Consider the following 20571-nt stretch of genomic DNA (forward strand, 5'->3'; position numbering starts at 1 on the left):
ATGGCCAAGCGCCTTACGCTCTACATCATCATCGGCCTGGTGCTTGGCCTGGTCGTCGGCTGGGGCCTGCATGTCGCGATCGACGACGGCACGCCCGCCTCCGCTGCGGCGCTCGAGAAGATCGCCGGCTATTTCTCGATCATCACGACGCTGTTCCTGCGCCTGATCAAGATGATCATCGCGCCGCTCGTCTTCTCCACGCTCGTCGTCGGCATCGCGCATATGGGCGATACCGGCGCGCTCGGCCGGGTCGGGCTGCGCTCGCTCGCCTGGTTCATCTGCGCCAGCCTGTTGTCGCTGACGCTCGGCATGATCCTCGTGAACCTGCTCCAGCCGGGCGTCGGCCTCGGCCTGCCGATCCCGCCCGCCAATGCGGATGCGGGCATCGTGAAGACCGCCTTCAACCTGAAGGACTTCGTCACGCACGTCGTGCCGTCGTCGATGATCGAGGCGATGTCGACCAATGAGATCATCCAGATCGTGGTCTTCTCGGTGTTCGTCGGCGTCGCGATCACCGCGGTCGGCGACAAGGCCGCGCCGCTCGTCCGCGCGCTCGAAGGCCTGGTCGCGGTGATGCTGCAGATCACCAATTACGTGATGCGCTTCGCCCCTTTCGCAGTGTTCGCGGCCGTCGCCAGCACGCTCGCCGAGCGCGGGCCGGGCGTACTCGCCGATCTCGGCTATTTCATTCTCACTTTCTATATCGGGCTGGTGCTGCTCTGGCTGCTGCTGATCGGGATCGGTTTCCTGTTCATCGGCAAGCGCACCGCGCTCCTCGTCCGCTATATCCGCGATCCGCTGATCCTCGCTTTCTCGACGGCGTCGTCCGAGGCGGCCTATCCGCGCACCCTGGAGGCGCTCGACCGGTTCGGCGTGCCGCCCAAGATCGGCAGCTTCGTCCTGCCGCTCGGCTATTCGTTCAACCTCGACGGCTCGATGATGTACATGACCTTCGCGTCGCTGTTCATCGCCCAGGCGTACGGCATCCATCTCTCGCTCGGCGAGCAGATCACCATGCTGCTGGTGCTGATGGTCACGTCCAAGGGCATTGCCGGCGTGCCGCGCGCGAGCCTGGTGGTGATCGCGGCGACGCTGTCGCTGTTCAAGATCCCCGAAGCAGGCCTGTTGCTGATCCTCGCGGTCGACCATTTCCTCGACATGGGCCGCTCCGCCACCAACGTCGTCGGCAATGCGATCGCGGCGAGCGTCGTGGCGAAATGGGAGGGCACCCTCGATCCAATCGAGCCGCCGGATGTGGAACCGCCGCATGCGCCGTCAAAGGGCGTGCTGTAGGGCATCGCAAGCGCCTAGAGTAGCTTGCATTAAATCAGAGCCACCACCGCCCGTTCGTCCTGAGTAGCCATCGAGTAGCCGCGCAGCGGCGTATCGAGAGGGCGTATCGAAGGACAGGTTCCGCGCGACAACCTGTCCTTCGATACGGGCTCTCGATACGCCTTCGGCACCTCGATCCCTACTCAGGACGAACGGATCAGATTTTACGCTCGCCGCTCTAAAGCCTGCTCCCCAATCACCGTTCGTCCCGAGTAGCTATCGAGCTTGTCGAGATGGCGTATCGAGGGACATGAGTCTCGGTACGGGTTCTCGACAAGCTCGAACCCTACTCGAGACGAACGGCATTGGTCGATCCCAGCGAGTTCGCCTCAGGCGTAAGCGTAAGGCCCGCCCTTCGCGAGCGCCGCCTGATAGGCCGGCCGCGCATGGATTCGGTCGAGCCAGGCGATGGTATGCGGGCGCGAGGTGTCGAGCCCCGCGCGGTTGCGCGCGGCTTCTAGCGGGAAGCTCATCATGATGTCGGCGCCGCTGATCTCCTCGCCGGCGAACCATGGACGCTGGGCCAGTTCGGATTCGACATAGTCGAGATGCACGTCGATCATCGGCTGGATGCGCTTCGCGACCTTCTTGCCGAGGAACGGGATGCGATTGACGACGAGCTTCACCAGCAGGGGCGGCATCATCGATCCTTCCGCATAATGCAGGAACTGGCGGTAGCGGAGCACTGAATCGCGATGCGGCTGCGGGCCGAGCTGGCCATCGGCCTTCTCGACCAGATAATCGATGATCGCGCCGGTCTCGGCGATGACCCGGCCGTCGTCGCTGTCTTCGATCACCGGCGACTTGCCGAGCGGGTGCACTTTCTTCAGCTCGGGCGGCGCAAGCATGGTCTGCTTGTTCCGCTCGTACCGCCTGACTTCATAGGGCATGCCCAGTTCCTCGAGCATCCACAGGATACGCTGCGAGCGGGAATTTTCGAGGTGGTGCACGATGATCGTCATGGGCGATCCTCTCCTATCTGTTGTGTGCCGACCATAACCACGCCGCGGCCGGGAAATCCACGACATCGCCGGAACGGTGACGCGCGATGACGGCCTCGACCCGGCCCAGCATCGCCGCCCGCTCCCCGGCCGGCGCCTGGCGGAGCAGCGACGCAGCCGGCCCGATCCGCTGCAACAGGCTCAGCGCATCGGCGAGCGGATCGATCCCCTGTCCGGCGCGATAGGCGAAATCGACCGGTCTGGCCTCGATCCGCGACCATCCCGCCGCGTCCAGCATGGCACGCACGAAATCCGGATCGGCAAAGGCGAAGGGGCCGGGCACGTAACCCTCAGGCGCCGGCGGCATGTCGCCGATGGCGGCGGTGACGAGCTCGGTCGCCCAGGGGTTGAGCGCCGTTTCCCGGAAACAGGAAAAGATCAGGCCGGCGCCGGGCTCCGTCGCCTCGCGCAAGGTCGCAAAGGCCGTAACGGGATCGGGGAAGAACATCACGCCGTGGCGCGAGACGATGAGATCAACGGGTGCGAGACCGGCGAGATGATCCTCCGCCGGGCCGCACCGGAAGGAGAGATTGTCCAGGCTCCGCGCCCGTTCCGTGGCGATCGCGATCAGCGAGGGCGAGATGTCGATCCCGACCACCTGCCGCGCCGGCAGTGCCCCGGCTGCGGCCAGGCTGGTGGCGCCGGCGCCGCAGCCGATATCGACGATCGTCTTGCTGCCCGGCGGCGCCATGTCGAGGATCGCGGCATTGAGATGCACCGCCAGCCCGGCGAGGCAGCGGTCGGTCCGCTGCCATTCCTCCGCCCAGACATCGCCGACGGTACCCGACCAGTCGTTCGCGCTCGTCATGCTTTTCCGTCTCCACGCCGCGCGATCAAGGCCCGGTCGGGGCCGCTCTATCCCGCATCCGCCGGGCGAACCAGCATGGCGAAGGGAAATCGCAGCCCGCAATCCCAACCCGAAATCCCCGGCCAAACCCCTGTGCCCCACAATATGAAAGGCCCGCCGACGCGGGCGGGCCTTTCCGGGTTTTGCGACGGGGAAACGCCGCGTGAAGTCAGGTCTCAGAGATCGCCGTCATCGTCCTCGGGCTCGGGGCCGGCCATCATCTCTTCGGCGACCTTGTCGGTCCGGGCCCGGATCGCCTTTTCCAGGCGATCGGACATTTCGGGGTTTTCCTTGAGGAAGGTCTTCGAATTCTCCCGGCCCTGGCCGATGCGGACGCTGTCGTAGGAGAACCAGGCGCCCGACTTCTCGACCAGCCCCGCCTTCACGCCGAGATCGAGGATTTCGCCGATCTTGGAGATGCCCTGGCCGTACATGATGTCGAATTCGACCTGCTTGAACGGCGGCGCGACCTTGTTCTTGACGACCTTCACCCGGGTGGTGTTGCCGATGATCTCCTCGCGGTCCTTGATCTGGCCGGTGCGACGGATGTCGAGGCGGACCGAGGCGTAGAATTTCAGCGCATTGCCGCCCGTCGTGGTCTCCGGGTTGCCGTACATCACGCCGATCTTCATGCGCAGCTGGTTGATGAAGATCACCATGCAGCGCGAGCGGCTGATCGAGCCGGTCAGCTTGCGCAGCGACTGCGACATCAGCCGGGCCTGAAGGCCGACATGGCTGTCGCCCATCTCGCCCTCGATTTCCGCGCGCGGCACCAGAGCCGCGACCGAATCGACCACCAGCACGTCGATCGCGTTGGACCGCACCAGCGTGTCGACGATCTCGAGCGCCTGTTCGCCGGTGTCGGGCTGCGACACGATCAGCTCGTCGATATTGACCCCCAGCTTCTTGGCATAGACCGGGTCGAGCGCATGCTCGGCATCGACGAACGCCGCCGTGCCGCCGTTCCGCTGCGCCTCGGCGATGACGTGGAGCGCGAGCGTGGTCTTGCCCGAGCTTTCCGGCCCGTAGATCTCGATCACGCGGCCGCGCGGCAGGCCGCCCACGCCGAGCGCGATGTCGAGCCCGAGCGAACCGGTCGAGATCGCCTCGACCTGCATGGTTTCCTTGGAGCCCAGCCGCATGGCCGAGCCCTTGCCGAATGCGCGGTCGATCTGAGCGAGCGCCGCGTCGAGTGCCTTGGCGCGCTCGGAGCTCGCCTTGTCGTTGGAGACTGCCATTTTGTTGTCGATGACCTTCAAAGATGCCGCCATTGGAGCCTCCGTCGCTAGACTGATCGTGTCACGCATTCAATGCGTGTTGGAAGCTTCGTACACAGTTTGTTCTACAAGAACAAGAGTGGAACGATGTTTTTCCTCGAGATGCTGATCAGCCTACCCGACGCTGACGGGCTTGCCCCCCTGCCCGCGCCGCGCGATGAAGCGTCATGACCCAGGATTTCATCGCCGGCCTGCCCAAGGCGGAACTTCACCTCCATATCGAGGGCAGCCTCGAGCCCGAGCTGATGTTCGCCCTCGCGACGCGCAACGGCATCGCCATCCCCTATGCCAGCGTCGAGGAGGTCCGCGCCGCCTACAGCTTCTCCCGGCTGCAGGATTTCCTCGACATCTATTATGCCGGCGCGGCCGTGTTGCAGACGCAGGAGGATTTCCGCGACCTCGCCACGGCCTATTTCGACCGCGCCGCGGCGGACGGTGTCGTCCATGCAGAGATCATGTTCGATCCCCAGACTCATACCGATCGTGGCATCGCCTTCGGCACGGTGATCGAGGGCCTGCTGGCGGGCATGGACGCCGCGAAAGCCCGGCATGGCATGACCACGAAGCTGATCCTCTCCTTTCTGCGCCACCTCGACGAGGACGCGGCGTTCGCCACGCTGGAAGCGGCCGAGCCCTGGCTCGACCGGATCGACGCGGTCGGGCTCGATTCGTCCGAGCTCGGCCATCCGCCCGAGAAATTCGCCCGTGTCTTCGCCGCCGCGCGTGCCAGGGGGCTGCGGCTCGTCGCCCATGCCGGCGAGGAAGGCCCGCCCGATTATGTCTATCAGGCGCTCGACCTGCTCGATGTCGACCGGCTCGACCATGGCAATCGCAGCCTGGAGGATCCGGTGCTGACCGCGCGCCTCGCGCGCACCGGCATGACCCTGACGGTCTGCCCGCTATCCAACCTGAAGCTGTGCGTGGTCGACGACATGGCCAACCACCCGATCGACCGGATGCTCAAGGCGGGCTTGCGCGCCACGATCAATTCGGACGATCCGGCCTATTTCGGTGGCTACATCGCCGACAATTACCGCGCGGCGGCGGCAGCGCGCGGGCTCGACCGGGAGGATCTCGCGATGCTCGCGCGCAACTCCTTCCTCGGCTCCTTCCTGCCCGACGATGCGGTGGCGGCGCATCTCGCCAGCCTCGACGCCTATCTGGAGGCCAGCCGATGACCGTCTTCACTGACATCCCGCACGACGAGTTCGTCGCCGCAGTCCACGCGCTCGCCGCGCTGCTGGCCGATGACGACTGGAAGCCCGATTTCATCATCGGCATCGGCCGCGGCGGTCTCGCCCCGGCGGTGTATCTCAGCCACGCGACCGGCATGCCGATGCTCTCGGTCGATTATTCGAGCCAGGTGAAGGATTTCGCCGACGAACCGCTGGCGAAACTGGCGCGCCGCACCCAGACCGGCGAGCGGCTGCTGTTCCTCGACGACATCAATGATTCGGGCCGCACGATCGGCCATCTGCGCGACGTGCTGGGCGCGGCCGGCGCCGCGCCCGGCAGCATCCGCTTCGCCACGCTGATCGACAATGTCAGCTCGGCGCAAAAGGTCGACTATCGCGCGCGGACGATCGACCGGACGGTGAACAAGGACTGGTTCGTGTTTCCCTGGGAGGCAGTGGCCCCCGCCCAGTCGCTGGTCGAGGATGCCGCGGCAGTGCCGGAACGGATTGCCTGAAGTCGTATCCCTGGGCGGTATCACCACCCCGTTCCTTTCGAGCGACGTCGAGAAACCGGCCCCATCGCCAGCCAATGTGTCTCGACGTCGCTCGACACGAACGGGGAGAGAAATCGCGCTTGGGTGAGGTTTAACCCAGAGCGTCGAGCGCCCTGGACACCGCGTCCATGGTGAAGGGCTTGGGCAGGGTCGGCCGGTCGCGATAGGCGTCGGCCAGGCTGTCGGCCGATCCGCCGGTCGCGAAGACATAGGGAATACCCCGCGCCGTCAGCGCATCGGCGATCGGCCAGCTCTTCTCCCCGGCGCGCAGGTTCACGTCGAGGATCGCCGCGTCCACGCCGCCCGCCTCGATCACCGCCAGCGCGTCGGCCACCGTGTCGGCACTGCCGGCCATGGTCTTGCCGAGCACGTCGAGGAAATCCTCGAGCATCATCGCGATCAGTGGTTCGTCCTCGACGACAAGAATATTCTGCGGACCGCTCATCGCCGCTCCTTAATCGCCAGCACCCGTCCCCGCCAAGTCATTTCGCTGCCAGCGCGTCCCGCGTGGCCTCGGCAAGCTGTTGAACCGAGAAGGGTTTGGCCAGGAACGAGACATTGTCGAGATCGATCGACCTGCGCAGCTGCTCTTCGGCATAGCCCGACATGAACAGGATCGGCAGGTCGGGATAGCGCGCGCGGACCTGGCGGACCATGGTCGGCCCGTCCATCACCGGCATCACCACGTCGGAGATGAGCAGGTCGGGCCGGTCGTGCCGCTCCAGCAGGTCGAGCGCGACTTCGCCATTCTCCGCGGTCAGCACGGTATAGCCCTGCCGCGCCAGCGCCCGCTCGGCGACCGCGCGCACCATGTCCTCGTCCTCGACCAGCAGGACGGTGCCGGTGCCCCACAGGTCGCTAGGCTTGTCCCGGTTTTTCATGGGCACGGTCGGCCTGGCCAGCTGAGACGCGGTATGGACGGGGAGGTAGATGGTGAAGATCGCCCCCTGGTCCTTGTTGTCGGCGAAGATATAGCCGCCCGACTGCTTGACGATGCCGTAGACGGTCGACAGGCCAAGCCCGGTGCCCTTGCCCACCTCCTTGGTGGTGAAGAAGGGCTCGAAGATCTTGGGGAGATATTCGACGGGAATGCCGCCGCCGGTATCGGCCACCTCGAGCGCGATATAGTCGGCGATCGGCAGGATGTCCGACCCCATCCGCCGCACGTCGGTCGCGCTGACTGCCTTGGTCTGGATGGTCAGCGTCCCGCCGCCGCGCGGGTCCTTGGCCAGCATCGCGTCGCGCGCATTGACCGCGAGATTGACCACGACCTGCTCGAGCTGCCCCGGATCGGCCCGCACCGGGCCCAGGTTGCGGCCATGCTTCACCGTCAGGATCACCGTCTCGCCCAGCAGGCGCTTGAGCAGCTGCGACACTTCGGAGATCACGTCGGGCAACTGCAGCACCTGCGGCACCAGGGTCTGCTGGCGCGAAAAGGCGAGCAGCTGGCGGGTCAGGCTCGCCGCGCGGTTCGAATTGGCGCGGATCTGCTGGATGTCGTCATAATCGCTGTCGCCCGGCGAATGGCGCATCAGCATCAGGTCGCAGTGCCCCAGGATCGCGGTCAGGATATTGTTGAAATCATGCGCCACGCCGCCGGCGAGCTGGCCGACCGCCTGCATCTTCGTCGCCTGCGCCACCTCGCGCTTCAGCCGGGTCTCCTCGCTATTGTCCTTGAGGCTGAGCAGCACCGCGGCATCGCCCAGCCCGCGCGCGCCCGCGATCGACAGGGCGACGGGCTCTTCGGGATGGTCCTTCAGCCGGACCGCGAGGTCGGTCGAATGAGTCGCGCCGTGCGCGAACCGCCGGATCGCATCGGCGACGACGCCCTTGTCCTCGCGCACCAGCAGGTCGCCGGGGTAGAGTGGCGGCGCGGCGGGGTCGACCGCGGCGGCGCGGGCAAAGGCGTCGTTCATCTGCAGGAACCGGCCGTCGCGGTCGACCAGCGCCATGCCGAACGGCATCAGCGAGACGAGGCTGCGCACATGCGCGCTGGCGCTGGCGCCGATCGCCGGTGCGCTCGCCCCGCTTTCCTCGTCGAGCATCACCACCAGCATCGGCGCGTCGTCGCCGTCGAGGAACGGCACCTGCAGCACTCGCAGGGCGCTGCCGGTCAGTCCCTCGCGCTCGAACCGGACCAGCCCATGGCTGTCGGTGATGAGGAAGCGCGCAAAGTCGCGGCCGGTCACCACATTTTCCTCATGGCCCATGGCGCGGGCGCGCAGCACGCGATTGGCGGCGCGGATCCGGCCGTCCGGGCCGATCAGCGCGGCCATGACCCCGGCCGCCGCGAGCCGGTCGCCGGTCGGGCCGCCGATCAGGCTCTCGACGGTGGCCGCGAGGTCGAGCGCCTCGACCCCGCGGAACCGCCAGACGAGCAGATCGTCGTCCACCCCTGCCCGCTCGATCTCCGCCCGGAGCGGCGTGCCGCGCCCGAGCAGCCGGTCGATCGAGGCGCTGCCGTCGCGCCAGGCCGCGCGGCCGGCGGCGCCAAGGTCGCTGACTCCCGTTTCGTGCACGGGAACGGCCGGCGGCGTCGGAAAGCCGGCGAACAGGTCTTCATATCGGTCGTTCGCGCACACCAGCCGCCCGGCGCGATCGGTGATCGCGACCGCATCGGGGCTGCTTGCCGCCAGCACGCGCGCGACGCTCCAGTCGGGCTCGGCGGTGTCGCCCCCGGCGGATGGAAAAAGGCGGCTGAACAGCAGCAGGGCGCCGACGATCACCAGGCAGGTCGCAAGGAAGGCGGCGGCCGCCACAAGGCTCCCGACCACGGCAAGAATCAGCAGCGCCGCGACCAGTCCGCAGGCACCCGCCAGCAGCGCGGCGACCAGCACGGGCGCGCGCGTCGCGGTGGAAGAGACAGGAAATCTGGCCATCCCGTTTCTCTTTGGCCGCCCTCAGGGACGCGTCAAGCCGCTTACCAGATACGAACGCGCTGTTCCGGCGCCAGATAGAGTTTCTGGTCGGGCCCAGGCTGGAACGCGTCATACCAGGGATCGAGATTGCGCACGATCCAGGCGCGCTGCCGTGAAGGAGCATGGGGGTCGGTCAGCAGCCGGTTGCGCATGTCCGCCTCGCGGTAGCTGCGCCGCCACACCTGCGCCCAGCCGAGATAGAATCGCTGGTCGCCGGTATAGCCGTTGATCACCGGCGCCGGCTTGCCGTTCAGCGAGGCATGATAGGCGTCATAGGCGGCGCTCAGCCCGGCGAGATCGGCGGTGTTCTCGCCCAGCGTCAGCCTGCCCTTCACCTTCATGCCCGGCAGCGGCTCATAGGCGTCATATTCCGCGACGAGCGCATCGGTGCGCTTGTTGAAATTCTCGACATCCTGCGGCGTCCACCATTCGGTCAGTCGGCCGTGCAGGTCGAAGCTCGCGCCCTGGTCGTCGAAATGATGGCTCATCTCATGGCCGATCACCGCGCCGATGCCGCCATAATTGACCGCCGGATCGGCCTTGGGGTCGAAGAAAGGCGGCTGCAGGATCGCCGCCGGAAAAGTGATCGCGACCAGCGTCGGGTTGGCCTGGGCGTTCACCGTCATCGGGGTCATGCCCCATTCCCAGCGATAGATCGGCTTGCCGAGCTTCCTGACATTATAGGCATGCGCCCATTGGTTGGCGCGCCGGGCATTGCCGAAGGCGTCGCCGGGCACGATCTTCAGCGCCGCATAATCCCGCCACTGGCTCGGATAGCCGATCCTCGGCGTGAACGCGGCCAGCTTGGCATGCGCCTTCACCTTGGTCTCGGGCGTCATCCAGTCGAGCTTGTCGATCCGCGCGTTCATCGCCGCGATGATGTTCTTCACCAGCGCATCCGCCGCCGCCTTGGTCTCGGGCGGAAAATATTTCGCGACATAGAGCTTGCTGACATCGTCGGTCAGGATCGCGCTGACATGGTCGACCGCGCGCTTCCAGCGGTCCGGTTGTTCCGGCGTGCCCGAAATCACCGTGCCGAACATCGCGAAACGCTCGTCGTCGAACGCCTTGGGCAGCACCGCCGAATAACCATCGAGCGAACGCAGCAGCAGCTGGTCGCGCAGCACGCCGATCGGCGCCTCGCCGATCAGCTTCGCGATTCCGGCAACGGCGGTGGGCTGCGCCACGATCACCGTGTCGACCGGCGTGCCGACGCCCTTGAAATAGGCCGCGAAGTCGAAGCCGGGCGCGATCTTCTTCAGGTTCGCAACCGACATCTTGTTATAGGTCTTGTTGGCATCGCGATTGTCGATGTTGCTCCAGCTGACCTTGGCGATCGCCGTCTCGAACTCGACGATCGCCCTCGACCGCGCCTCGGCATCGGGTTCGCCGGCAAGCGTGAACATCCTGGCGATATGGGCCTGATAGGCTGTCTTGGCCTCGGCGAGCTTGCCGTCGGTCGCGAGATAATAGTCGCGGTCCAGCGCCAGCCCGCCCTGCCGCATCTGCAGCGCATAATGGTCGGGGTCCTTGGCGTCCTGGCCCACGCCCGCGACGAACGGCACGGGCACGCCGTTGACATCGGCCTCGGCGGCAAGCCTCGCATAGCCCGATCTGGCGTTCAGCGCCTTGATCCGGTCGAGCCAGGGCCTGATCGGCGCAAGCCCCTTCGCCTCGATCGCCGCGGTGTCGAGATAGGCGGCATAAGCGGCGCCGATCTTCGAGCCCCTCGCTTTCTCCGCCTCGAGGATGTCATGCGTGCGCTCGCGCGACATGTCCTGCAGCCCGTCGAACGCGCCGTAATTGGCCTTGTCCGCCGGGATCGGCGTGTTCTTTTCCCAGATGCCGTTCACATAGCCGTAAAAATCGTCACCCGGCGGGATGGTTCTGTCCATGCCGGCCTCGTCCACGCCGAAATCGCCAAAGGCCGGCCTGGCCGCGGGCGCCGCCGCGGCGTCGGCCGGGGCCGGCGTGCGCGGCGCGGGGCTCGCCGCGGACAGCCCCGCCAGCATCGTGGCGGAGAGCAGCAAGATCGTGAAGGCGGGTCTGGGCATGGAGCATCCTGGACGGGAATAGGGATGCGCGCGTGTTCTAACCCGATAACACGGCCAGTCAATTTCGCGGTAGCGAACGGCGCGTTATTTCGGCCGAGCGTGCGCGCGGGCGCGCCATTTCCGGGCGACCCTCCAGCGCCAGCCAAGGGCTGCCACGGCATAGCCGACAACCGAGAAGGTCAACGTGATGATGAACAGCCCGACCACCGTCGCTGGTCCCGCCGTGGACAGTAGCCAGTGCAGCCAGCTCGAATTGGCCGCGACCTGAGTCGCGATCGGTGCCCCCGGCACCTTGGCATCGAGATGCAGCACCCATTTGCCGATCCAATAGGCGGCGACCCAGAGCGGCGGCGTGGTGAACGGGTTGGTGATGAAGGTCATCGCCGCCGCGACCGGGATATTGGCACGGATCGGCAGCGCCAGCACCGCCGAGAAGGCGATCTGCGCGACCGGGAACAGGATGCCGGTGACCATGCCGAGCGCCACGCCGCGCGGCACGGAGCGACGCGTGAAGCGCCAGAGCGCGGGCGCAAGCACGCGGTGCGCCACCGGCCGCAACAGCCGGTTCTGCTCCATGCTCTCGCGCGTCGGCATGGTGCGCTGCCACCAGTCGGCGACGCGCTGCGAAAGGCCGGGCTTGTCAGCCACGATCACGCATGATCCTTCCCTGCTCGCGCTTCCAGTCGCGCTCCTTGATCGTCGCGCGCTTGTCGTGATCCTTCTTGCCCTTGGCCAGGGCCAGTTCCACCTTCGCGCGACCCTTTGAATTGAAATAGATCATCAGCGGCACCAGGGTCATGCCCTCGCGCGCCACCGCGCCGTGCATCTTGTTGATCTCGCGCTCGTGCAGCAGCAATTTGCGCGCACGCTTCGGTTCATGGTTGAAGCGGTTGCCATGGCTGAATTCCGGCACGTTGGAATTGATCAGCCAGACCTGCCCGTCCTTCACCTCGGCATAGCTTTCGGCGATCGACCCGGTGCCGCTGCGCAGCGACTTCACTTCGGTCCCGGTCAGCGCGATGCCTGCCTCGTACACGGTGTCGATGGCATAATCGAACCGCGCCCGCCGGTTCTCGGCGACGATCTTGGTTTTCTCGAAGACAGGGGGCTTGGGGCGGGACATGGGACGGGCGATGTAGGCGTTTGATCCAGAGAACGAAAGCCGGTTGGCACGGACCGAGTCGTATTTCCGTCACTTTGTTGCAGTGCGGGCAACAGAGCTGATGACCATGAGTCCCTGGCCCGCTCTCACCGGGGCGGATCGTTCGACCTCAATCGACGGATCCAGGTCGAGCCATTGCGAGCGAACGGGGTGGTCAGGTTCACCTCAGGCTTCGGAGACCATCCCTCCGGCGAGCGCCATACGAAGCTTTTTATCCTCGATTCAACCTCTCCTCTCGTCGACTTAGCATACGCTCATGACCGTCCTCACGCCGCAAACCGCCACGACCAGGCAGCCCCATATTAGGTGGACCCTTTCGCTGTTATGCTCCCGCTCCTTCCCTGTTCCGCGCGACACCTTTCCCTGTTATCAACTATCAGGGAAAATCCAACTATCCTATTGATAGTACTGGCTAATATCTCCAACGAATCGCCTGAATCCAGGCCAGAAAAAAATCGCTTCCCTGTTCTTCGCTGTTCCGGGCCGATAACAGCGACGAGTCACGGCCGCCCGGACGGCGTCTCGACGGTGCCGCGCGGCGGATCATCCATCTGCCTGTCCGTGCGCCCTCACTTCCGCCCGAACAGCTTCTCGATATCGCCATGCGCCAGCTTCACCCAGGTCGGGCGGCCATGGTTGCACTGGCCCGAATGCGGCGTGATCTCCATCTCGCGCAGCAGCGCGTTCATCTCGGTGACCGAGAGGATGCGCCCTGCCCGCACCGATCCGTGGCAGGCCATGGTCGCCGCGACATGGTCGAGCCGCTCCTTCAGGCTGAGCGCTTCGTCGAACGCGGCCAGTTCGTCGGCGAGATCGGTGACCAGGCCGGTCACGTCGCTTTGCCCGAGCATCGCCGGAACGCTGCGCACCAGCATCGCGCGCGGGCCGAATCGCTCCAGATCAAGCCCGAATTCGGTCAGCTCGGCGGCCCGCGCTTCGAGGCGGTCGCAGGCCGGCTCGTCCAGCTCGATCACTTCGGGCAGCAGCAGCGCCTGTGCCGCGACACCGCCATTGGCCATCGCCTTGCGCATCCGCTCGAGCACCAGCCGCTCATGCGCCGCATGCTGGTCGACCAGCACCAGCCCGTCCTCCGCCTCGGCGACGATATAGGTCCTGGCCACCTGCCCTCGCGCCACGCCGAGCGGGAAGGAGATGGTCTCGGGTGGCGGCGCATAGGCTGGCTCGGCGCGTGCCATCGGCGGGGCGATGAAGCCCGGGCGGCGTTCGAACACGGCGTTGGGGCGGCCACCATATACATGCCCCTCCCCTTCAGGGGAGGGGTAGGGGGTGGGGGAAGTCTCACCGAGACCAGCGCCAGTCCACAAATCGGCTGGAGCAAACCCGATCGGCTCCTGCTGCCACGCCGCCAGCGCCGTCTCGCTTGGCCGCTGCACGCTGCGATGCCCCGCCTCGTCGAGGGCGCGTTTAAGGCCGCTGACGATCATGCCCCGCACCATCGCCGGCTCGCGGAAGCGCACCTCGGTCTTGGCCGGATGGACGTTCACATCGACCATGTCGGCCGGCACCTCGAGGAACAGGGCGACCACCGCATGCCGGTCGCGCGCGAGCAGCTCGGCATAGGCGCCGCGCACCGCGCCGACGAGCAGCCGGTCCTTTACCGGCCGGCCGTTGACGAACAGATATTGATGGTCCGCCACGCCGCGGTTGAACGTCGGCAGCCCGGCGACCCCGCCCAGCTTCAGCCCCTCGCGCTCGAGATCGATCGGCACCCCATTGTCGATCAGCGCCCGGTCGGTCAGCGCGGCGACCCGGTCGGGCAGGCTCTCGCCCGCCGGGACGGACAGCGAGCGGCGCCCGTCATGCTCCAGGCTGAAGGCGATATCCGGCCGCGCCATGGCGAGCCTGCGCACCACGTCCAGGCTCGCGGCATATTCGGAGCGCGCCGAGCGCAGGAACTTGCGCCGCGCCGGCACCCGCTCGAACAACGCCTCGACCCGCACGCGCGTGCCGGGGGGAATCGCGGCGGGCCCCTCCGATACCAGCACGCCATTGTCCACCACGCGAGACCAGCCTTCGCTACCCCGCACCCTGCTCTCCACCGTCAGGCGCGCGACGCTCGCGATCGAGGGCAACGCCTCGCCGCGAAATCCCAACGTCACGACGTTCTCGATGGCTTCGTCGGGCAGCTTGGAGGTCGCGTGCCGCTCCAGCGCGAGCGCCATGTCGGCGGGGCTCATGCCGCATCCGTCGTCCGTCACCTCGATCAGGTCGGTGCCGCCGCTGACGAGGCGAATCGCGATGCGTCGCGCGCCCGCATCGATGGCGTTTTCGACCAGCTCCTTCAACGCGCTGGCGGGGCGTTCCACCACTTCACCGGCGGCGATACGATTGACGAGATGTTCAGGCAGTCGGCGTATTGACATGGGTGTAGCTCTAGCCCAAGCGACGCCATCCCGCGACCCGCATCTACTCGGCAAACAGAGCGTGGAATTTCCCGCTCTGGCCGGGCCATAACAGGTGTTGGGAAGCGACAGTGCGAACTGCCGGACCGTATAGCGGCCGGCCTGGAACGGAACGATCAATGGGCTTCTTCTCGCGTTTCTTCAGACTCATGTCGCACGATATGGCGATCGACCTCGGAACGGCGAACACGGTGGTATATCTGCGCGGACGCGGCATCGTGCTGAACGAGCCGTCGGTCGTCGCGGTGGAGACGATCAACGGCGTCAAGCGCGTCAAGGCGGTCGGCGACGACGCCAAGCTAATGATGGGCAAGACCCCCGACAGCATTCAGGCGATCCGCCCGCTGCGCGACGGTGTCATCGCCGACATCGACGTCGCCGAGCAGATGATCAAGCATTTCATCCACAAGGTGCATGGCGGGCAGCGGCGCTTCATGCGCTGGCCGCAGATCGTGATCTGCGTGCCATCGGGCTCGACCTCGGTCGAGCGCCGCGCGATCCGCGACGCCGCGTCGAACGCCGGCGCCTCGCAGGTGTGGCTGATCGAGGAGCCGATGGCGGCCGCGATCGGTGCCGACATGCCCGTCACCGAGCCGATCGGCTCGATGGTCGTCGATATCGGCGGCGGCACGACGGAAGTCGCGGTGCTCTCGCTGCGCGGCCTCGCCTACACCACCTCGGTGCGTGTCGGCGGCGACAAGATGGACGAGGCGATCGTCTCCTATGTCCGCCGCAACCACAACCTCCTGATCGGCGATTCGACCGCGGAGCGCATCAAGCAGGAGGTCGGCGTGGCAAAGCCGCCGCCCGACGGCATCGGCCTGACCATCCACGTCAAGGGCCGCGACCTGGTCAATGGCGTGCCCAAGGAAATCCAGATCAACCAGGGCCAGATCGCGGAAGCGCTCTCGGAACCGGTCGGCCAGATCGTCGAGGGCGTGCGCATCGCGCTGGAGAACACCGCGCCGGAGCTGGCGGCGGACATCGTCGACCAGGGCATCGTGCTCACCGGCGGCGGCGCGCTGCTCAAGGGCATCGACGAGGTGCTGCGCGACGAAACCGGCCTGCCCGTGACGATCGCGGACGATCCGTTGACCTGCGTTGCGCTTGGCACCGGCCGCGCGCTCGAGGACCCGATGTTCCGCGGTGTGCTGCACAGCGCCTGATCAGATGGTGAAGCGCCGGTGCCGATGGGCGCTCCGGACCTTCGATGAGGGGCAATATGGCGCCGTCTCGTAACCGGCCCGGTTTCTCGCGGCGGGCGCAATACAGCCTGTTTCTGGGATATGTCCTGACCGCCGCGGGCGCCCTCGTGGCCGCGGCGCTGCTGGCGTTCGCGACCTTCGATCCGGCCAGATTCGCGGCGTTTCGCGCGACCGTGGCGGAGGTGACGACTCCCGTCTCGTCGGGCACCGCGGCGATCGGGCGCGGCATTGCCTCGATACCGGCATCGGTGTCGGACTATATCGGCGTGCGCAAACAGAATGAGCAGCTCCGCAAGGAACTGGCCGACAACCGCGCCTTGCTGATGCGCGCGCGCACTTTGTCCTACGACAATCGCCGCCTGCAGGCGCTGCTTCAGCTGCGGGAGCGATCGGCCGATCCGGTGGTGGCGGCGCGTCTGGTTAGTTCCTCGGCCTCGAGCACACGCCGTTTCGCCGTGCTCAACGCCGGTTCCTGGCAGGGCGTGAAGGCCGGTCAGCCGGTGCGCGGTCCGGAGGGCCTGATCGGTCGCGTTCTCGAGACCGGGCCCAACACCGCGCGCGTCCTGCTCCTGTCCGATCCGGAAAGCATCGTGCCGGTACGCCGGACGCGCGACGGCCTGCCCGCGCTCGCCGCCGGTCGCGGCGACGGATTGCTCGACATCCGCTCGGCGTCCGTCGCCAATGTCGGCTTCGAACCGGGCGACATCTTCGTGACCTCGGGCATCGGCGGGATCTACTCGCCCAATATCCCGGTCGCGCGCGTGCTGAAGCGTGCCCGGGATACGGCGCTGGCCCGGACCTTCGCGCATCCCGACACGCTCGATTTCGCGCTCGTCCAGCAGGCATTCCTGCCGGTCACTGTCCCAGCGGCCGCGCCGGCACCATGAGGCAGCCCAGCCGCGGCCCGTTCGACGCCGCGCCTCCGCCCGCGGCCGCACGGCTCCTGCCGCCGGTGTCAGTGCTGCTCGGCTCGCTGGCGACCACCTGGCCGTTCGTCGCGACCTTTCCGGTTCTGCCGCCGCTCGGCCTGATGATGCTGCTTGGCTGGCGGCTGAGCCGCCCGGATGTGTTCCGCATCTGGGCGCCCCTGCCGCTCGGCTTTTTCGACGATCTGGTCAGCGGCCAGCCGCTCGGCAACGCGATGCTGCTCTGGACCCTGTGCTTCTTCATGATCGACCTGATCGACCAGCGGCTGGTGTTCCGCGACTTCTGGCAGGACTGGCTGATCGCGACCGGCTCGATCGGTTTCTGCCTCATCGTGGGCCGGCTCGTCGCGTCTCCTATCGGCGCGCATGTCGATACCGTGCTACTACTCCAGATCGTGATCTCGACGATGCTCTTTCCTCTGGTTGCGCGATTCTGCGCCTGGCTTGATCGCAAGCGCGGGGCGGAATGAACCGGCCGACGCGCGTGATCACCGAGGCGACGCAGACCTACAGCTTCTCGCGCCGCGCGCTCGTGCTGGGCGCCGGCCAGGCAGCTGTGGGGCTGCTGCTCGCCGGCCGCATGAGCTGGCTCGCGGTTGCCGAGAATGAGCATTACAGCCTGTTGTCCGAGAGCAACCGGGTGAACATGACTCTGGTCCCGCCCCGGCGCGGCTGGATCGTCGACCGCAATGGCGTGCCGATCGCCAACAACCGCACCGATTTCCGCGTCGACATCATCCCGGATCGGCTCGAGGACAAGGAAAAGACGCTCGGGCTGCTCAGCCAGATCCTCAATCTCCCCCCCGAAGAGCTGGACCGCATCCGGACCGACCTGAAACATGCGGCGGGCTTCCAGCCGGTCCAGGTTTCCGAGAATCTCGATCTGGAAAAATTCTCGGCGATCAGCGTTCGTCTGCCGGAATTGCCCGGTGTCGCGCCGTCCCGAGGCTTTGCGCGCAGCTATCCTGCGGGGGCGGCGGTCGCGCACCTGACCGGCTATGTCGGCGCCGCCTCGGCGGAACAATATCAGAAGGTCAAGGACCCGCTGATGGTCACGCCCGGCTTCAAGCTGGGCAAGGACGGCCTGGAAAAGACGCTGGAGCAGGGCCTGCGCGGCAAGCCGGGCGCCAAGCGAGTCGAGGTAACGGCGCGCGGCAAGCTGGTGCGCGAACTGGCGACCAAGCCGGACGAACCCGGCACGACGGCGCGCCTGACGATCGATGCCGGCCTGCAGGAATATGCCGCGCGCCGCCTCGGCACCAATTCCGGCTCGGCGGTCGTGATTGATTGCCAGAATGGCGAGATTCTCGCGATGGTGTCGATGCCGGCCTATGACCCGAACAATTTTTCCGACGGGATCAGCCACCTGGAATGGAAGATGCTGTCCGAGGACGATCATGTTCCACTGATGAACAAGGTGCTGCAGGGGCTCTATCCGCCCGGCTCCACCGTCAAGCCGATGAACGCGCTGGCGCTGCTCGAGGCAGGTGTGCACCCCGACGACCGCGTGAGCTGTGGCGGCGCCTTGCGGGTGGGCAACGGCATTTTCCATTGCCACAAGCGCAGCGGCCATGGCGCGCTCGACATGAAACATGCCGTCATGCAGAGCTGCGACATCTATTTCTACGAAATGGCGCGCCGGCTCGGGTATGACAAGATCGCACCGATCGCGCGGACCGTTGGCCTCGGACAGAAATTCGACCTGCCCTTTTCCACGCAGCGATATGGCACCATGCCCGATCCGACGTGGAAGCTGCGCCGGTACAAGCAGGCCTGGACGGTCGCGGATTCGCTCAATGCCTCGATCGGTCAGGGCTATGTCCTCGCCAATCCGCTGCAGCTGGCGGTGATGGCCTCGCGCATAGCCTCCGGCCGGGCGTTGATGCCGAGTATCCTCGCCAACCATGTTCATCACGGGGCCCAGCCCCTGCCCGTATCGCCCGACAATCTCGCACTCGTGCGAAACGCGATGTACGGCGTGGTCAACGAGGGCGGAACCGGCGGAGCATCCCGCATGCAGGTCCCCGGCATTACGCTGGCCGCAAAAACCGGCACGGCCCAGGTTCGTCGCATCACGATGGCGGAGCGCAGTTCGGGCGTCCTGAAAAATGGCGCTCTGCCCTTCAAGCTGCGCGACCATGCATTGTTCGTGTGCTTCGCACCTGCGGACAACCCGCGCTACGCGGCTGCCGTGGTGCTTGAACATAATGGTCACATCATCCGCAACCTGGATACGCCACTGATCGGGCGGGACATCATGACCTATTTGTTCGACCGGGATCGCGCCCTGGCTGCTCTGACGGAGGTCGAACCGACCTGGGGCGGTGATATCAAGACCCGGATGGCAGCGCAGGCGGCGGAGTATCGCGCCGCCGCCAACGCGCCGACTCCTATTGTCGCTGCACAAACGGAAATGAACGCTACCGCGCCGACGGATGCGCCCGCGGTGGAGGCCGCGACCAGTGCCGCCGATGCGAGCGCCGATGCCATCGCCAACGCGACCATGCGCGGTGACGGCATCGCCCAGACCGGCTCGACGGAGAGCGACCGGTGAGCGGCCTGAGCTTCGTTCCGGCGCCGCTCGCGCAGCTTCCGTGGAAGATCATCCTTTTGGTCCTGGCGATCGGCGTGTTCGGGTTGCTGGTGATGTATTCGGCCGCCGGGGGCAACCTGCGTCCCTGGGCGCTGATCCAGGGCATCCGTTTCTTCGTCTTTCTCGCCGGCGCCGTCGCATTGTCGCGCGTGCGCGAATCGGCCTGGCAGGCGCTGGCGATCCCGGCCTATGTGAGCCTGATCGTCATGCTTGTCCTTGTCGAGCTGATCGGCGCGGTGCGCGGCGGCGGGCAGCGCTGGCTGGACCTCGGCATCATCCGCCTGCAGCCGTCCGAGTTGATGAAAGTGTTCATCGTGCTCGCGACCGCGCGTTTCTATCACGCGCTGCCTCCCAACGAGACACGGCGCTTTTCAGCGATCTGGCCGGCGGCGGTATTGATCCTGATCCCGGCCGCTTTGGTCATGAAGCAACCAGATCTCGGCACCGCCCTCATGATCACCGTCGGCGGCGCGACGGTGATGTTCCTCGCCGGCGTGCCCCTGCGCCTGTTCATCGGCGGCGCGCTGGCGCTGGGCGCTGCGATCCCGCTCGCCGTGAACTTCGTTCTGCACGGCTATCAGCGCAACCGCATCCTCGTCTTCCTCGATCCGGAAAGCGATCCGCTGGGTATCGGCTATCATATCAGCCAGTCGAAGATCGCGATCGGATCCGGCGGCATCTTCGGCAAGGGTTTCCTCAATGGTACCCAGAGCCATCTCGACTATCTGCCTGAAGGTCATACCGATTTCGCGCTGGCGACGATGATGGAGGAATGGGGCCTGATCGGCGGGGTCCTGCTGATCGTCGCCTTCATGATCATCATTCAATGGGGCGTGTCGGTCGCCCTGCGCGCGCAGACTCGTTTCGGCCGGCTCTCCGCGGCGGGCATCGCCACCACGATCTTCTTCTATGTCGCCATCAACATGGCGATGGTGATGGGCCTGGCGCCGGTGGTGGGGGTTCCCCTGCCGCTGATCAGCTTCGGCGGATCGTCGCAGATGACCATCATGCTGTGCATCGGATTCCTGATGTCGATCGATCGCCAGAACCGCCAGACGGTGCGCTGGTAGCGAACCGGCAAAAAAAGGGTTTGCAACTCCGGCG

At 66.3% G+C, this 20571-nt stretch carries 17 protein-coding genes; 8 read left to right on the plus strand and 9 right to left on the minus strand.

All coding sequences use genetic code 11. The annotated features are described in order from the left end of the window. Entirely contained in the window at window positions 1-1293 is a 1293-nt protein-coding gene (locus ACZ1I2_RS14965; RefSeq protein ID WP_465176712.1) for a dicarboxylate/amino acid:cation symporter, read from the plus strand. 368 nt (window positions 1294-1661) lie between these two features. Here the strand turns inward: ACZ1I2_RS14965 and ACZ1I2_RS14970 are convergent, their stop codons facing one another. The 3 genes from ACZ1I2_RS14970 to recA all read right to left on the minus strand — a co-directional run bounded on the left by ACZ1I2_RS14970 (window position 1662) and on the right by recA (window position 4451). Then, on the minus strand, window positions 1662-2294 hold the full coding sequence (locus ACZ1I2_RS14970; protein WP_465176711.1) for a glutathione S-transferase family protein: 633 nt from the start codon (window positions 2292-2294) through the stop codon (window positions 1662-1664). Between the two features lie 13 nt (window positions 2295-2307). After that, window positions 2308-3141 (minus strand): class I SAM-dependent methyltransferase, encoded by an 834-nt coding sequence (locus tag ACZ1I2_RS14975; protein ID WP_465176710.1) that lies wholly within the window; start codon window positions 3139-3141, stop codon window positions 2308-2310. Between the two features lie 215 nt (window positions 3142-3356). Further along, window positions 3357-4451, minus strand: coding sequence for a recombinase RecA (gene recA / locus ACZ1I2_RS14980; protein ID WP_465176709.1), 1095 nt, complete (start codon window positions 4449-4451; stop codon window positions 3357-3359). 173 nt (window positions 4452-4624) lie between these two features. Between recA and ACZ1I2_RS14985 the strand changes: the two genes are divergently transcribed. Next, window positions 4625-5635, plus strand: coding sequence for an adenosine deaminase (locus ACZ1I2_RS14985; protein ID WP_465176708.1), 1011 nt, complete (start codon window positions 4625-4627; stop codon window positions 5633-5635). Further along, window positions 5632-6147 (plus strand): phosphoribosyltransferase, encoded by a 516-nt coding sequence (locus ACZ1I2_RS14990; protein ID WP_465176707.1) that lies wholly within the window; start codon window positions 5632-5634, stop codon window positions 6145-6147. Before ACZ1I2_RS14985 ends, ACZ1I2_RS14990 begins: the two co-directional genes overlap by 4 nt. A gap of 130 nt (window positions 6148-6277) precedes the next feature. On the opposite strand, the gene ACZ1I2_RS14995 is transcribed toward ACZ1I2_RS14990, so the two are convergent. The 6 genes from ACZ1I2_RS14995 to mutL all read right to left on the minus strand — a co-directional run bounded on the left by ACZ1I2_RS14995 (window position 6278) and on the right by mutL (window position 14704). Next, window positions 6278-6631: a response regulator gene (locus ACZ1I2_RS14995; RefSeq protein ID WP_465176706.1), complete on the minus strand. Its 354-nt coding sequence runs from the start codon at window positions 6629-6631 to the stop codon at window positions 6278-6280. A gap of 37 nt (window positions 6632-6668) precedes the next feature. After that, window positions 6669-9065 (minus strand): hybrid sensor histidine kinase/response regulator, encoded by a 2397-nt coding sequence (locus ACZ1I2_RS15000; protein WP_465176705.1) that lies wholly within the window; start codon window positions 9063-9065, stop codon window positions 6669-6671. Between the two features lie 41 nt (window positions 9066-9106). Further along, window positions 9107-11158: a M13 family metallopeptidase gene (locus ACZ1I2_RS15005; protein WP_465176704.1), complete on the minus strand. Its 2052-nt coding sequence runs from the start codon at window positions 11156-11158 to the stop codon at window positions 9107-9109. Between the two features lie 84 nt (window positions 11159-11242). Continuing rightward, a complete protein-coding gene (locus tag ACZ1I2_RS15010) occupies window positions 11243-11752 on the minus strand; it encodes a DUF2062 domain-containing protein (protein WP_465177134.1) in 510 nt (169 codons plus the stop codon). 46 nt (window positions 11753-11798) lie between these two features. Then, window positions 11799-12281, minus strand: coding sequence for an SsrA-binding protein SmpB (smpB, locus tag ACZ1I2_RS15015; RefSeq protein ID WP_372854156.1), 483 nt, complete (start codon window positions 12279-12281; stop codon window positions 11799-11801). A gap of 608 nt (window positions 12282-12889) precedes the next feature. After that, the gene (gene mutL / locus ACZ1I2_RS15020; RefSeq protein ID WP_465176703.1) at window positions 12890-14704 is read right to left on the minus strand and encodes a DNA mismatch repair endonuclease MutL; all 1815 of its coding nucleotides are present in this window, start codon (window positions 14702-14704) and stop codon (window positions 12890-12892) included. A gap of 158 nt (window positions 14705-14862) precedes the next feature. On the opposite strand from mutL, the gene ACZ1I2_RS15025 reads away from it, so the two are divergent. Genes ACZ1I2_RS15025 through rodA form a run of 5 tightly spaced genes read left to right on the plus strand, consistent with a single transcriptional unit; the run spans window position 14863 to window position 20537 of the window. After that, complete coding sequence (locus tag ACZ1I2_RS15025; RefSeq protein WP_465173339.1) at window positions 14863-15909, plus strand: rod shape-determining protein; 1047 nt, start codon at window positions 14863-14865, stop codon at window positions 15907-15909. A gap of 56 nt (window positions 15910-15965) precedes the next feature. After that, a complete protein-coding gene (gene mreC, locus ACZ1I2_RS15030) occupies window positions 15966-16835 on the plus strand; it encodes a rod shape-determining protein MreC (RefSeq protein WP_465176702.1) in 870 nt (289 codons plus the stop codon). Next, the gene (gene mreD, locus ACZ1I2_RS15035) at window positions 16832-17344 is read left to right on the plus strand and encodes a rod shape-determining protein MreD (protein ID WP_465173337.1); all 513 of its coding nucleotides are present in this window, start codon (window positions 16832-16834) and stop codon (window positions 17342-17344) included. Before mreC ends, mreD begins: the two co-directional genes overlap by 4 nt. After that, window positions 17341-19428, plus strand: coding sequence for a penicillin-binding protein 2 (gene mrdA / locus ACZ1I2_RS15040; RefSeq protein WP_465173336.1), 2088 nt, complete (start codon window positions 17341-17343; stop codon window positions 19426-19428). The genes mreD and mrdA overlap by 4 nt, the downstream gene beginning before the upstream one ends. Continuing rightward, window positions 19425-20537 (plus strand): rod shape-determining protein RodA, encoded by a 1113-nt coding sequence (gene rodA / locus ACZ1I2_RS15045; RefSeq protein WP_465173335.1) that lies wholly within the window; start codon window positions 19425-19427, stop codon window positions 20535-20537. Before mrdA ends, rodA begins: the two co-directional genes overlap by 4 nt. The last annotated feature ends 34 nt before the right edge of the window (window positions 20538-20571 follow it).

Source organism: Sphingomonas sp. BL-S-29 (assembly GCF_055521495.1).

Bases quoted from the DNA above. Each gene is read 5' to 3' on its own strand.
- mrdA (WP_465173336.1), top strand. From the start codon at position 17,341: ATGAACCGGCCGACGCGCGTGATCACCGAGGCGACGCAGACCTACAGC.
- ACZ1I2_RS14990 (WP_465176707.1), top strand. From the start codon at position 5,632: ATGACCGTCTTCACTGACATCCCGCACGACGAGTTCGTCGCCGCAGTC.
- ACZ1I2_RS14975 (WP_465176710.1), bottom strand. From the start codon at position 3,141: ATGACGAGCGCGAACGACTGGTCGGGTACCGTCGGCGATGTCTGGGCG.
- mutL (WP_465176703.1), bottom strand. From the start codon at position 14,704: ATGTCAATACGCCGACTGCCTGAACATCTCGTCAATCGTATCGCCGCC.
- recA (WP_465176709.1), bottom strand. From the start codon at position 4,451: ATGGCGGCATCTTTGAAGGTCATCGACAACAAAATGGCAGTCTCCAAC.
- ACZ1I2_RS15000 (WP_465176705.1), bottom strand. From the start codon at position 9,065: ATGGCCAGATTTCCTGTCTCTTCCACCGCGACGCGCGCGCCCGTGCTG.
- ACZ1I2_RS14985 (WP_465176708.1), top strand. From the start codon at position 4,625: ATGACCCAGGATTTCATCGCCGGCCTGCCCAAGGCGGAACTTCACCTC.
- ACZ1I2_RS14970 (WP_465176711.1), bottom strand. From the start codon at position 2,294: ATGACGATCATCGTGCACCACCTCGAAAATTCCCGCTCGCAGCGTATC.
- mreD (WP_465173337.1), top strand. From the start codon at position 16,832: ATGAGGCAGCCCAGCCGCGGCCCGTTCGACGCCGCGCCTCCGCCCGCG.
- mreC (WP_465176702.1), top strand. From the start codon at position 15,966: ATGGCGCCGTCTCGTAACCGGCCCGGTTTCTCGCGGCGGGCGCAATAC.
- ACZ1I2_RS14965 (WP_465176712.1), top strand. From the start codon at position 1: ATGGCCAAGCGCCTTACGCTCTACATCATCATCGGCCTGGTGCTTGGC.
- smpB (WP_372854156.1), bottom strand. From the start codon at position 12,281: ATGTCCCGCCCCAAGCCCCCTGTCTTCGAGAAAACCAAGATCGTCGCC.
- ACZ1I2_RS15005 (WP_465176704.1), bottom strand. From the start codon at position 11,158: ATGCCCAGACCCGCCTTCACGATCTTGCTGCTCTCCGCCACGATGCTG.
- ACZ1I2_RS15010 (WP_465177134.1), bottom strand. From the start codon at position 11,752: ATGCCGACGCGCGAGAGCATGGAGCAGAACCGGCTGTTGCGGCCGGTG.
- ACZ1I2_RS15025 (WP_465173339.1), top strand. From the start codon at position 14,863: ATGGGCTTCTTCTCGCGTTTCTTCAGACTCATGTCGCACGATATGGCG.
- ACZ1I2_RS14995 (WP_465176706.1), bottom strand. From the start codon at position 6,631: ATGAGCGGTCCGCAGAATATTCTTGTCGTCGAGGACGAACCACTGATC.